The organism is Streptomyces gamaensis (genome assembly GCF_042656465.1).
In the GTDB taxonomy this organism is placed as follows: Bacteria; Actinomycetota; Actinomycetes; order Streptomycetales; family Streptomycetaceae; genus Streptomyces; species Streptomyces gamaensis.
This window is the reverse complement of record NZ_JBHSPB010000002.1, coordinates 341,471-354,468: the sequence shown is the minus strand read 5'-3', so window position 1 is coordinate 354,468 and position 12,998 is coordinate 341,471. Positions and strand designations below refer to the sequence as shown.

The 12,998-nt window shown below is 72.5% G+C and carries 10 protein-coding genes; 1 reads left to right on the top strand and 9 read right to left on the bottom strand.

The window, feature by feature from the left end; all coding sequences use genetic code 11:
- Window positions 1-28 precede the first annotated feature (28 nt).
- Window positions 29-820 (bottom strand): SGNH/GDSL hydrolase family protein, encoded by a 792-nt coding sequence (locus tag ACFP1Z_RS04190; RefSeq protein ID WP_390314471.1) that lies wholly within the window; start codon window positions 818-820, stop codon window positions 29-31.
- A 223-nt stretch (window positions 821-1,043) separates the two neighbouring features.
- Between ACFP1Z_RS04190 and ACFP1Z_RS04185 the strand changes: the two genes are divergently transcribed.
- Complete coding sequence (locus tag ACFP1Z_RS04185) at window positions 1,044-1,850, top strand: tyrosine-protein phosphatase (RefSeq protein ID WP_390314470.1); 807 nt, start codon at window positions 1,044-1,046, stop codon at window positions 1,848-1,850.
- A gap of 79 nt (window positions 1,851-1,929) precedes the next feature.
- On the opposite strand, the gene ACFP1Z_RS04180 is transcribed toward ACFP1Z_RS04185, so the two are convergent.
- The 8 genes from ACFP1Z_RS04180 to hpnE form a co-directional block, all read right to left on the bottom strand.
- Window positions 1,930-3,360, bottom strand: a complete 1,431-nt coding sequence (locus tag ACFP1Z_RS04180; protein WP_390314468.1) for an aspartate aminotransferase family protein — start codon at window positions 3,358-3,360, stop codon at window positions 1,930-1,932.
- On the bottom strand, window positions 3,357-5,303 hold the full coding sequence (dxs, locus tag ACFP1Z_RS04175; protein WP_390314467.1) for a 1-deoxy-D-xylulose-5-phosphate synthase: 1,947 nt from the start codon (window positions 5,301-5,303) through the stop codon (window positions 3,357-3,359). The genes ACFP1Z_RS04180 and dxs overlap by 4 nt, the downstream gene beginning before the upstream one ends.
- Window positions 5,304-5,371: 68 nt before the next feature.
- A complete protein-coding gene (gene ispG, locus ACFP1Z_RS04170) occupies window positions 5,372-6,529 on the bottom strand; it encodes a flavodoxin-dependent (E)-4-hydroxy-3-methylbut-2-enyl-diphosphate synthase (protein ID WP_390314629.1) in 1,158 nt (385 codons plus the stop codon).
- Between the two features lie 14 nt (window positions 6,530-6,543).
- Window positions 6,544-7,566, bottom strand: coding sequence for an adenosyl-hopene transferase HpnH (gene hpnH, locus ACFP1Z_RS04165; protein WP_390314466.1), 1,023 nt, complete (start codon window positions 7,564-7,566; stop codon window positions 6,544-6,546).
- Window positions 7,567-7,571: 5 nt separating this feature from the next.
- Entirely contained in the window at window positions 7,572-8,222 is a 651-nt protein-coding gene (locus ACFP1Z_RS04160) for a phosphorylase family protein (RefSeq protein ID WP_390314465.1), read from the bottom strand.
- Window positions 8,222-10,216 carry a squalene--hopene cyclase gene (gene shc, locus ACFP1Z_RS04155; RefSeq protein WP_390314464.1) on the bottom strand — a complete coding sequence of 665 codons (1,995 nt, stop codon included), beginning with the start codon at window positions 10,214-10,216 and terminating at the stop codon, window positions 8,222-8,224. Before shc ends, ACFP1Z_RS04160 begins: the two co-directional genes overlap by 1 nt.
- A 112-nt stretch (window positions 10,217-10,328) precedes the next feature.
- On the bottom strand, window positions 10,329-11,468 hold the full coding sequence (locus ACFP1Z_RS04150) for a polyprenyl synthetase family protein (protein WP_390314463.1): 1,140 nt from the start codon (window positions 11,466-11,468) through the stop codon (window positions 10,329-10,331).
- Window positions 11,465-12,949: a hydroxysqualene dehydroxylase HpnE gene (hpnE, locus tag ACFP1Z_RS04145; RefSeq protein WP_390314462.1), complete on the bottom strand. Its 1,485-nt coding sequence runs from the start codon at window positions 12,947-12,949 to the stop codon at window positions 11,465-11,467. Before hpnE ends, ACFP1Z_RS04150 begins: the two co-directional genes overlap by 4 nt.
- Between the last annotated feature and the right edge of the window lie 49 nt (window positions 12,950-12,998).

The window sequence follows — 12,998 nt, the reverse complement described above, 5'->3', positions numbered from 1 at the left end:
GGCCGTCCTGTCGTGGTGCTGCGAGGTGCTACAGCGGCAGCAAGTCCGGCCGCTTGGGCTCGACATGGTCGCCCGAGGACTCGCCGCGCAGCCGGCGGCCGATCCACGGCACCAGGTGCTCGCGGGCCCAGTGGATGTTGTCGCGCCGCACCTCGGCGGGCGTGCGCTGCTCCTCCGCCGGCCACGGCTGGTCGGGGTCGGCGGGGACGTCGAGGCCCAGCACCTGCGCGGCGCGCAGCGCGACGCGGGTGTGCCCGTCGGCCGACAGGTGCAGCCGGTCCTCGCTCCAGGCCCGGCGGTCCTGCACCGAGCGCAGCGACCACAGGTCGAGGACCGGGCAGCCGTGCCGGTCCGCGATGGCCCGCACGTGCGCGGTGTAGGTCGCGATCTTGCCGCGCAGATGGCGCAGGACCGGCACGCCGCGGGTGTCGAAGCCGGTGCACAGCAGCACCGTGCCCACCGAGGAGGCGAGCTCGGTGACGGCTCTCTCGTAGCGCTCGGCCACGGCGTCGGGGTCGCTGCCCGGGCGCAGGATGTCGTTGCCGCCCGCGCAGAACGTCACCAGGTCCGGGCCGAGTTCCTTGGCCCGGGGCACCTGCTCGTCGACGATCTGGTCCAGGAGCCGGCCGCGGACGGCGAGGTTCGCGTACCGGAAGGTGTGCTCTTCGAGCTGGTCGGCCAGCAGGACGGCCAGCCGGTCGGCCCAGCCGAGGAACGTCCCGTCGGGCCCCGGGTCGCCGACGCCCTCCGTGAAGCTGTCCCCCACGGCTGCGTACGACCCGATCGTGTTCTTGCTGAAGGAATGCGAATCGTCTGCCACGGCAGCACATCTTTCCCTCCGGCACGTGACCTACGCCACCGTAACCAGGGGTTGACGTGCCGTGATGTATCCCACCCCGGAAATTCCGCGATACCGGAAAATGCCGGAATACCCGGCTCCGCGCGCCGGGCGGCGCGGGGCGCACGGGCCGCGCGCCGTGTCGTAGGCTCGTTCGGCCGCCCCGTCGACGAGCAGCGTCGACGGCCGAGACAGGGGAGCGCCCGTGACGCAGACGCCGCATGTGCCGTCCACCGAGCCCGAGCTGGCGGGGGTGCGCAACTTCCGCGACCTGGGGGGCCTGCCGGCCGCGGACGGGCGGCGCGTACGGCCCGGCGTGCTCTTCCGCAGCGGTCATCTGGCCCACGCGACCGAGGAGGACGCGACGTTCCTGTCCTCCCTCGGGCTGCACACGGTCTTCGACTTCCGCAACGCGGCGGACATCGCGCTGGAGGGCCCGGACGTCACGCTCGCCGGGGTGCGCAACGTCAACATCCCGCTGTCGGACCCGGCCGACGGCACCGAGTTCTGGCAGATGGTCCGCGAGGGCGGGCTCCGCCAGCTGCGCTCCGCCCTGGACGGGGGCCGGGCGGCGGAGCGCATGGCGCTCTCCTACCGGCAGATCATCACGACCCGCACCGCCGAGCACAGCCGGATCCTGCACAGCCTGGCCGAGGACAGCGTGCCCGCGCTCATGCACTGCGCGGCCGGCAAGGACCGGGCGGGCCTGTCCATCGCGGTGACCCTGCTCGCGCTCGGGGTGGACCGCGAGGCCGTCGAGGCCGACTACCTGAAGTCCAACGCCCCGCACCGCCGCTATCCGGTGCGCCGCCCCGAGGGGGTCACCGAGGCGGACGCCCAGGAGGCGGCCGAGCTGCTCTCACCGCTGTTCGAGGCCCGTGCCGAGTACCTCGCGGCCGCGTTCGCGGCGATCGAGGAACGGTGGGGCACGCAGGAGCGCTATCTCGGCGAGGGCCTCGGCCTGGCACCGCTCACCCGCGAGAGGCTGCGGGAGCGGCTGCTCGCCGACTGAACGGCCGTAAGGGGAACGGCCGCAGGGTGACGGCCGGGTCGCGGGGACCGGGCGCGCACCGGTCCCCGTTCCCCGCGCGTCAGCGGCCCGCGACGGCCTGCTTGACGAGGGTGCGGCCGAAGTCCCACATGAGCCCGCCGCCCCCGTGGGCGTCGTCCATCACCGCGGTGAAGGCCTCGACGAACCGGTCCACCTCCCGCTCGCCGATGGTCAGCGGCGGGATCAGCTTGATGACCTCCAGGTGGTCGCCGGAGACCTGGGTGAGGATGCGGTGCCGCTGCAGCAGCGGCACCACGACCATCTGCGCGAACAGGCCCTTGCGGGCCGCCTGCAGCATCGCCCAACGGCTGCGCAGGCCCAGCGACTTGGGCTTGCCGAACTCGATGCCGATCATCAGGCCCCGGCCGCGCACCTCGTGCAGCAGCTCGTACTCGCCGACGAGCGCGGCGAGCCGGGACTTCAGCAGCTCACCGGTGGCCCGCGCGTTGGCCACCACGTGCTCGTCCTCCAGCACCGACAGCACCGCGAGACCGGCCGCCATCGCCTGGGCGTTGGAGCCGAAGCTCGCCGAGTGCACCAGCACCCGGTCCATCGACGAGTAGACCTTCTTGAAGATCCAGTCCTTGCCGAGGGTCGCGCCGACGGGCACATAGCCGCCGGAGAGCGCCTTGGCCACGCACACCAGGTCCGGCTCCACGCCGCTCTCGTGCTGGTAGGCGAAGAAGTCCCCGGTGCGCCCGATGCCGGTCTGCACCTCGTCGGCGATCAGCAGCGCCTTGTGCCGGTGCAGGAGTTCCTGCGCGGCCCGCAGGAAGCCCGGCGGCGCCTCGTGCACGCCCTTGCCCTGGATCGGCTCGACGACGAAACCGGCCACGTCGCCGCGCTTCAGCTCCCGCTCCAGCGCGGCCAGATCGCCCATCGGCACCGCCGTGTCCGGCAGCAGCGGGGCGAAGCCGTCACGGAAGCCGTCCTCGCCGTTGACCGACAGCGAGCCGGTGGTCAGCCCGTGGAAGGCGTGCGCGCAGTACAGGACGCGCGGTCTGCCGGTCGCGTAGCGGGCGAACTTCAGCGCCGTCTCCACCGCTTCCGTGCCGCTGTTGCCGAAGAACACCCGGTCCAGGTGCGGCGCGTACGACAGCAGTTTCTCGGCGAGCAGCCCCGGCAGCGGCTGGCAGTCGAAGCGGGTGAGGTCGGCGAGCGAGGCGTCGAGGACGTCGTGCAGCGCCTGGCGCACCACCGGGTGGTGGCGGCCGAGGCCCATCACCCCGAAGCCCGCGAGCATGTCGAGGTAGTCCTGCCCGTCGGCGTCGAAGAAGTACGCCCCCTCGGCCCGCTCGTAGACCTTGTCGAAGCCGATCGTGTGCAGCATGCGCGGCAGTTGGTGGTTCAGGTGCCTGGCGTGCAGCTCGTAGCGCTCGGCGCCGCGCTCCGCGAGGAGCCGGGCGAGGTCGAAGCCCTTGCCCGGCGCCGCGGGCGTGGTCGGTGCGGCCGGCGTGGGGTCCGCGCTCATGCGTCGTTCTCCTTACGGGCGGCGGCCACCACCGGCTTCTCGCGCGCCGGGGTCCGCGCCGCCTCCTTGCGGGTCAGGGCGGCGCTGATGCCGCCCGCGATCTCGGCCGGGGTCAGCCCCAGGTCCGCGAGCACCTCGCCGCGCTTGGCGTGCGCGAGGAACTGCTCGGGGATGCCGAAGGTCCGTACCGGCACATCGGTCTCGGCGTCGCGCAGCGCCTGCGCGACCGCCCAGCCGACGCCGCCGGTACGGCTGTTGTCCTCGACCACGGCCACCAGCCGGTGCTGCGCGGCGAGGCCCGGCAGCGCCGGGTCCACGGGCTTGACCCAGCGCGGGTCGACGACCGTGCACGTGGTGCCCCGCGCGGCCAGCAGCTCGGCGGCCGCCAGGCACACCCCGGCCATGGCGCCGACGGCGACCAGCAGCACGTCGCCCTCCGCTCCCCCGTCAGGGCGGGCGATGACGTCCATGCCGCCGACGCGCCCCAGCGACGGGATCGTCGCGCCCACCGTCTCCTTCGGGAAGCGGACGACGGTCGGGGCGTTGTCGACCCCGACCGCCTCGCGCAGCTGCGCCCGCAGCTGGTCGGCGTCGCGCGGGGCGGCGATCCGCAGTCCGGGCACGACCTGGAGGACCGACATGTCCCACATGCCGTTGTGGGAGGGACCGTCGGTGCCGGTGACCCCGGCCCGGTCCAGGACGAAGGTCACGCCGCACTTGTGCAGGGCGACGTCCATGAGGACCTGGTCGAAGGCCCGGTTGAGGAAGGTCGCGTAGACGGCGAAGACCGGATGCAGTCCGCCGGTGGCCAGGCCGGCCGCCGAGACCGCGCCGTGCTGCTCGGCGATGCCCACGTCCCAGACCCGGTCCGGGTACGCCTCGGCGAACTTCGTCAGGCCCACGGGGTGCAGCATCGCCGCCGTGATCGCCACAACGTCGGGGCGTTCCGCGCCGATCCGCAGCATCTCGTCGCCGAAGACGGAGGTCCACGACTGGCCGGCGGACGGGGTGAGCGGCTGGCAGGTCAGCGGGTTCATCACCCCGACGGTGTGGAAACGGTCCGCCTCGTCCTCCAGGGCGGGCTGGTAGCCGCGGCCCTTCTCGGTGCGGCAGTGCACGAGTACGGGCCCGTGGAAGCGCTTGGCGCGGCGCAGCGCCGACTCCACGGCGGCGATGTCGTGACCGTCTATCGGGCCGACGTACTTCAGGCCCAGGTCCTCGAACATGCCCTGCGGGGCGAACGCGTCCTTGAAGCCCTTCTTCGCGCCGTGCAGCGACTCGTACAACGGCTTGCCGAGGACCGGGACGCGCTGGACGGCGTCCTTGCCCCAGGACAGGAAGCGCTCGTAGCCGTCGGTGGTGCGCAGCGTGGCCAGGTGGTCGGCGAGGCCGCCGATGGTGGGCGCGTAGGAGCGCTCATTGTCGTTGACGACGATGATCAACGGCCGGTCCTTGGCCGCCGCGATGTTGTTCAGCGCCTCCCAGGCCATGCCGCCGGTGAGGGCGCCGTCGCCGATGACGGCGACGACGTGCCGGTTCCAGCGGCCCTTGACCTGGTTGGCCTTGGCCAGGCCGTCGGCCCAGCCCAGGACCGTGGAGGCGTGGCTGTTCTCGATGACGTCGTGCTCGGACTCCTCGCGCGAGGGGTAGCCGGACAGGCCGCCCTTGCCGCGCAGCTTGGAGAAGTCCTGCCGTCCGGTGAGCAGTTTGTGCACGTACGACTGGTGGCCGGTGTCCCACAGGATGCGGTCGGCCGGTGAGTCGAAGGCACGGTGCAGGGCGATGGTCAGCTCCACCACACCGAGGTTGGGCCCGAGGTGGCCGCCGGTCCTGGCCACCGCGTGCACCAGGAAGTGGCGGATCTCCTCGGCCAGTTCGATGAGTTCCTCTCCGTCCAGCGCCTTGAGGTCGCGTGGACCACGGATGTTCTCCAGCAACGACACGCCGGCCCCCTCCTCGTCTTCTCGGCCCGGGCCGGGCGGCCGCCGGGCCTTGCTGTGTGAGCGCCTGCCTAGGCGACCGTCACGTCGGGTGTCCCGGAGGGGACCCCGTCGGCGGCCTGCCGGTCGGCGAGCTTGTGTGCTTCCTCGATGAGGGTCTCCACGATCTTCGACTCGGGGACGGTCTTGATGACCTCGCCCTTGACGAAGATCTGACCCTTGCCGTTGCCGGAGGCCACCCCGAGGTCGGCCTCGCGGGCCTCGCCGGGGCCGTTGACGACACAGCCCATGACGGCGACGCGCAGCGGGACCCGCATGCCCTCCAGACCGGCGGTCACCCGGTCGGCGAGCTGGTAGACGTCCACCTGGGCACGGCCGCAGGACGGACACGAGACGATCTCCAGCCGCCGCTCGCGCAGCCCCAGCGCCTGAAGGATCTGGGTGCCGACCTTGATCTCCTCGGCCGGCGGGGCGGAGAGGGAGACGCGGATGGTGTCGCCGATGCCCTCGGAGAGCAACGCCCCGAAAGCCACGGCGGACTTGACCGTCCCCTGGAAGGCGGGTCCGGCCTCGGTGACGCCCAGGTGCAGCGGGTAGTCGCACCGGGCGGCCAGCTGCCGGTAGGCGTTGACCATCACGACCGGGTCGTTGTGCTTGACCGAGATCTTGATGTCGCGGAAGCCGTGCTCCTCGAACAGCGATGCCTCCCACAGCGCGGACTCCACCAGCGCCTCGGGGGTGGCCTTGCCGTACTTCTGCAGCAGCCGCCTGTCCAGCGAACCGGCGTTGACACCGATACGGATCGGGATCCCCGCGTCGGAGGCCGCCCTCGCGATCTCCTTGACCTTGTCGTCGAACTGCCGGATGTTGCCCGGGTTGACCCGCACCGCGGCGCAGCCCGCGTCGATCGCCGCGAAGACGTACTTCGGCTGGAAGTGGATGTCCGCGATCACCGGGATCTGCGACTTCCTCGCGATGACCGGCAGCGCGTCCGCGTCGTCCTGCGACGGGCAGGCCACGCGCACGATCTGGCAGCCGGACGCCGTCAGTTCGGCGATCTGCCGCAGCGTCGCGCCGACGTCCGCCGTCACGGTAGTGGTCATCGACTGCACCGACACCGGGGCGCCCCCGCCCACCGGGACCGGCCCGACCTGGATGCGCCGCGAGGGGCGGCGCGTCGCGAGCGGCCGGACCGGTACGCCGGGGAGCCCGAGGGACACCGGCCCCACGGAGTCCATGGCGGTCAGTCCCGGTTCCCGGCGACGCTCTCGCGCGCCGCGCGGATCGACTCCTTGAGCGAACCCATGGTGGCCAGCACGGCCGTGGGCTCGTAGCCGCAGTGCGCCATGCAGTTGTCGCAGCGCGGGTCCTTGCCGCGCCCGTACTTGTCCCAGTCGGTCTCCTCGATCAACTGCCGGTAGGTGGGCACGTATCCGTCGCTCATCAGGTAGCAGGGGCGCTGCCAGCCGAAGAGCGAGTAGTTGGGGATGGCCCAGGCCGTGCAGGGGAAGTCGACCTTGCCTTCGAGGAAGTCCAGGAAGAGCGGGCTGTGGTTGAGCCGCCAGCGCCGCCGGTTGCCGCCGGAGAACGCCTTCTTGAACAGCTCGCGGGTCTGCTCGACGCCCAGGAAGTGGTCCTGGTCGGGGGCCTTCTCGTAGGCGTAGGCGGGCGAGATCATCATCTCGTCCACCTTCAGGTCGTCGTTGAGGAAGTCGAGCACCTCGACGATGGTCTGGGGGGTGTCGGTGTTGAAGAAGGTGGAGTTGGTGGTGACCCGGAAGCCGCGCCGCTTGGCCTCCCTGATCGCCGCCACCGCCTCGTCGAAGACGCCCTCCTTCGCGACGGACTCGTCGTGCCGCTCGCGCAGCCCGTCGATGTGCACCGCGAACGCGAAGTAGGGAGAAGGCGTGAACTTGTGCATCTTCTTGCGCAACAGCATGGCGTTCGTGCACAGGAAGATGTACTTCCGCTTCGCCACCAACTGCCGCACGATCTCGTCGATCTGCGGGTGCATCAACGGTTCGCCGCCGGCGATGGAGACCATCGGCGCGCCGGACTCCAGTACCGCGCCGACGGCCTGGGCAACGGGCATGCGCTGTTTGAGCACCCCGGCCGGGTGCTGGATCTTGCCGCAGCCCTCGCACTTGAGATTGCACGCGAAAAGCGGTTCGAGCTCGACGATGAGCGGGAACTTCTCGCGCTTGCGCAGCTTTTGTTCAAGAAGATACGTCCCGACCCGGACGGTCTGACGGAGCGGCATGGCCATCTGGCTCACCTCCTGGGGAGCAGTAAAGATCGGTGCCATTCGATAAAAGCCGGAAGGACCGTGCGCAGTACTCGGAAGGCAGATATTCCACCGCGCAACGTCCCGATTCGGACGAGTTCATGTTCCGGAGCGTCCACGACCACCCGGACGGCCGCAACCGGGCGCGGCCCCGCCCGGACGGCGCTTCGGAGCGTGGCCGCGGATTCCATGTCCACCGCGAGTGCGCCCTCGGCGTGCAGGGCGGCGCGCTCCGCGCCGCGTACGACGTGGTCGGAGCCGACCAGGGTCCCGATGTGGATGACCCGCCGGGGCACGGCCCGGGCCAGCTCCTTGGCGAGGAGTTCGATGCCGCTGCACTCGGTGCGGCCCGCGGCGTCGCGGGTCGCGTCCGCGACGACCAGGTCCCCGGGGTGCATCCCCGGGGCCAGGCCGGCGCAGAAACCGGTGGCGATCACGGCGGCCTCGCCCATCGCGCCCTCGCCCAGGGCGCGGGTGACGGCCGCTTCCGCGGCCTGCGGGCCCATGCCCGTGCGCAGTACCGTCACGGGCCCGGCCGCACCGCCGGGACCGCCGCCGCGCAGGGCGAGGTGCTCGATGCCGAGCGCGCAGGCGATCAGCAGCGGTGCGGGGACCGGGGTGCCCGTGCCGGTGGTCATCAGCCCTCCAGGCGGCCGGGGGCGAAGGGCTCTCCGTGCACATAGCGGCCCAGGGCCGTGACCGGGAAGACCTGCCGGTAGAGGTGGTAGTTGATGGAGAAGTCCCAGGGGAAGCCCGTACCCGTGAAGTACGGCTCGTCCCAGGAACCGTCCTCGCGCTGGGTGTCGACCAGATAGGCCACGCCGCGCTCGACGGCCTTGCTGTGCCGCTCCCCCGCGGACAGCAGTGCCATCAGGGCCCAGGCGGTCTGCGAGGCGGTGGAGTTGCCGCGCCCGATCCACTGGTCGTCCTTGTAGGAGCGCAGGTCCTCGCCCCAGCCGCCGTCCTCGTTCTGCACGCTCTCCAGCCAGGCCACGGCCCGGCGGATCGCGGGGTGCGAGGCGGGGATGCCGGTGGCGACGAGGGCGGGGACCACCGACCCGGTGCCGTAGACGTAGTTGACGCCCCAGCGTCCGAACCAGCCTCCGTTGCTCTCCTGTTCGGCGAGCAGCCACTGGACGCCGCGCCGGACGCGCGGGTCGTGGGCCCGGCCGGCGGCCGCGGCCATCTCGACGACGTGCGCGGTGACGTCGGCGGACGGCGGGTCGATGACCTCACCGAAGTCGCAGAAGGGCAGCTTGTTGGGGAAGGGGCTGGTGTTGTCGGCGTCGAAGGCGGCCCACGCCCCGTTGCGGGACTGCATGCCCAGGTTCCACCGCACGGCCCGCTCGACGGCGGCGTTCAGTCGCGCGGGCTCGGGGTGGCGGACCCGCTGGAGCGCCAGGACGACCTCGGCGGTGTCGTCGATGTCGGGGTAGTTGTCGTTGTGGAACTCGAACGCCCAGCCGCCCGGGGTGAGTCCGGGCCGGCGCACGGCCCAGTCGCCGGTGCGGGTGATCTGCTCGTCGAGCATCCAGTCGGCGGCCTTGACCAGGGCCGGGTGGTCGGCGGGCAGGCCCGCGTCGGCGAGCGCGACGGTGGCCAGGCAGGTGTCCCAGACCGGGGACTGGCACGCCTCGATCATCCGTACCGGGCCGTCGGGGCTCTCGTGCCAGACGGCGAACCGGTCCAGCGACTTCAACCCCTCGCGCAGCACGGGGTGTTCGAGGTCGTAGCCGAGCAGGTGCAGGGCGATGACCGAGTAGACGGCCGGCGGCTGGATGCCGCCCCAGCAGCCGTCGTTCTCCTGCCGCTCGATGATCCAGCGGGCCGCGGCGCCCAGGGCCGCGCGCCGCAGCGGGCCGCCGAGGGGGAACCTGCGGTACTGGTGCAGTGCCTTGTCCAGGCGCTGGAAGAGGCCGTCCCAGGTGGTCACCGGGGCGAGCGGGCGCGGCGGATCGGGCCGCCGCGGGTCGGTGTGCAGTTCCTCCAGGCCGAACGGGGCGGGGCGCACGGGCCGCTTCGCCGCGACGACGGTGAGGGGGACGATGGTCTGCCGGGCCCACTGGCCGAAGTCGTAGAGGTTCAGCGGGAACCACTTCGGCAAGTACATGATTTCCGGCGGGAGTTCGGGCAGGTCCTCCCACCGCCACCAGCCGAAGAGGGCCAGCCAGATCCGGGTGAAGACCCGGGAGGCGGCGATGCCGCCCTTGCCGCGGATCCACGCGGAGGCGGCGGCCATGTGGGCGTCCTCGGGCGCGTCCCCGGCGAGCCGGAGCGCGACGTAGGCCTCGATGGTGGTGGAGAGTTCGCCGGGTCCGCCGCGGAAGGTGGCCCAGGTGCCGTCCTCGCGCTGCTGGGAGCGGATGAAACGGGCCGTCGCCCGGGTCGTCTTCTCGTCCTGGATGCCCAGGAACTGACGGAGCAGCAGGTCCTCGGCGTCCATGGTGACGTTGGTCTCCAGGTCGCCCTTCCACCAGCCCCGCTCGTCCTGACGGGACAGAAGGTGTGCGACCGCCGCTTCGAGCGCCTCGGGCGCCCGCTCCCCGGCCGGCCGGGGGGCCGCGACGGTGCTGTCGCTGGCCGCGGCAGCCCGGAGCGCTGTCGCTCCGGTGCCGTCGGTCGTCGCTGTCATGGTTTCCCCTTTTTTGCAGTGAGCGCTGTTCTCTGCCGTACTGGGGGTTCCGTCGGCCGACGCCCCGTCAGGGCGGCGGCCGGCGACCGCGATTGCTACGTGTGAATGGGAATCATCTCTTTCGTACGACGACGAAGTCCGCGAGCGCGGTGAGCTGTGCCCGCACCTCGGCGGGCATGTCGACCCGGCTCAGGGCCTCGATTGCGGTGGCATGCTGGCGGCGGGCCTCCTGGGAGGTCCACTCCCGGCCCCCCGCCTCCTCGATCAACGCCGCGCGGCTGGCGAATTCTTCCTCGTCGAAGTCGGCCAGCTGGGCATCGGTCAGTTTCGCGTCCGCGGCGAGGATTCCGGCGAGCCGCTCGGAGGCGGGCCCGCCCGCCGCGAGGGCGGCCACGACCGGGAGCGACTTCTTGCGCTGGCGCAGATCGCTCCAGGTCTGCTTGCCGGTGGCCTCGGGATCGCCCCAGATGCCGAGCAGATCGTCCACGGCCTGGAAGGCCAGGCCGAGGTGGTAGCCGTAGGCCTCCAGGGTGTCGGCGGTACGGTCGTCGGCCCCGCCGAGGACCGCGCCGATGGAGCAGGCGCAGGCGAGCAGGGCGCCCGTCTTGTTGCCCTCCATCTCCAGGCACTCCTCCACGGTGACCCGCTCCCGGTGTTCGTAGGAGATGTCCTGGGCCTGACCGTCGATCAGCTTCCGGGTGGCCGTGGTCAGCCGGCGGGTCGCTCGGCCGGCCTCGGCCGTACCGAGCTCCAGCAGAATCTCGTTCGCGAGCGCGAACAGTGCGTCGCCGACGAGGATGGCCTGCGCCGGTCCGTGCACCTTCCACACCGTATCGCGGTGCCGGCGCTGTTCATCGCCATCCATGAGGTCGTCGTGGAGCAGTGAGAAGTTGTGCACGAGCTCCACGGCGACCGCGCCCGGCACTCCCGTCTCGGGGGAGGCGCCGGCCGCCTCCGCCGACAGCAGGGCCAGTGCGGGCCGTACCGCCTTGCCGCCGTCGCCGTGCGCCGGCCGGCCCTCGGCGTCGATCCAGCCGAAGTGGTAGGCGGCGACGGTGTCCATGGGTGCCGCGAGCCTGTTCACAGCAGCACGCAGCACCGGCGTGGCAAGCGTCCGTCCGCGCTCCAGCAGGGCGTTGACGCCTGCGGTGTCGACAGCTGGGATCGCCGAAGTCACGGTTTCTCCTCTGGTGGTCGTGCTCGTACGCGCCCCTGATGGGGAACGCTCGCCCTGATGGCTCGCCTCGTTCATGCCGCCTCCCCCGCGGTCCGCCCGCCGAAGGCGGGGTGCGGAGCGCGCCGGGGCCGGCCGAGCCCGCCGAGCGCCGCCTCGGCGGCGGTGACTCCGCTGCGCACGGCGCCCTCCATGGTCGCGGGCCAGCCGGTGGCGGTCCACGCTCCGGCCAGGTAGAGGCCGGGCGCGTCCGTCGGGGCGTGCGGCCGCAGCCGGCCCACGCCCGGGGTGGGGGCGAACGTCGCTGTCCGCTCCCGGGTGACGAAGAAGTCCCGTACGCCGGCGCCGCGGGCGGCGGGCAACAGCCGTTCCAGCTCAGGCAGATAGCGTGCGCGCAGCTCGGCGACGGGGCGGTCGATATCCTCCTGCGCGGCCGACTGGGAGACCGCCAGGTACTGCCCGACTCCGTCAAGTCGGGCCAGGCCGGAGGAGCTCGTGCGGTCGAAGACCCACTGCACCGGGCTGCCGAGCGCGGCGAAGAACGGCTGCCGCAGCACTTTGCGGTCGTAGACGACATGCAGGTTGAGAATCGGCGCGGTGCCGATGTCGAGCAGCCGGTCGGGGTCGGCGAGCGCGCCGTCGGGCAGCAGGGCGCGGGTCTCGCGCTGGGGCACGGCGAGCACCACGGCGTCGGCGCGCAGACTCCGCGCGCCGCCCGTGGCGGACTCGACGGCCACCTGCCAGGAGCCGTCCGTGCCGCGCGCGAGGGCGGTGGCGCGGGTGCGCAGCCCGGTGGCCACGCCCGCCGTGTCCAGGGCGGTACGGGCCCGTACGTCGTGCAGTTCGCCGAGGGGGACCCGGGCCCAGCCGATGTCGGCGGCGCCGGGATCCGAGAGCAGCCCGGTCTTGAAAACCATGGCGGCCAGCCCCAGCGAGGCCTGCTCGGCGGTGGCGTTGAGGGTGGCGACACCGACGAGGTCCCACAGGGCCTCGACGGTGCGCGCCGACTGGCCGTGCCGGCGCAGCCAGGTCGCGAAGTCCACGCCGTCCAGGGCGGGGTCGGCCGGGTCCAGGCCGCGCAGGGCGAGCGCGGCGCGGCCGACCCGGGCGCGCTCGGCCGCCGACAGGTGCGGGTAGGTGGCCAGGCTGGCCGCCAGGTGCAGCGGTACGGGCAGCGCGGTGCGCCGCAGTCTGCCCAGCCGCGGCCGCCCGGAGGGGTGGCCGACGTCCAGCACGGGGACGTCCAACCGCCTTTGCAGCGGGGCCAGTCGGGCCGCGTCGACGCGGTCGAGGAACCACCGGTAGGCGGTGCAGCAGCGCAGATAGACGTGTTGGCCGTTGTCGATGGTCAACTCGCCCCGGCGGAAGGAGAAGGCGAGGCCGCCCAGGCGCGGCCGGCCCTCGATCAGGGTGACGCGCAGCCCGGCGTCGGCGAGTTCGAGCGCGGCCGTGACGCCGGCCAGGCCGCCCCCGATGACCACGGCGGCCGCCCCGCCGGGGCGGCCCGCTTCGTCCGTCGCGCCCTTCTCGGGCCGGGTCGTCGTCCGTGGCGCCGTCATGCGCCCACCCCCTGGGCTGTGGTCGGCAGCGGATCCGACGGGCGGCGGG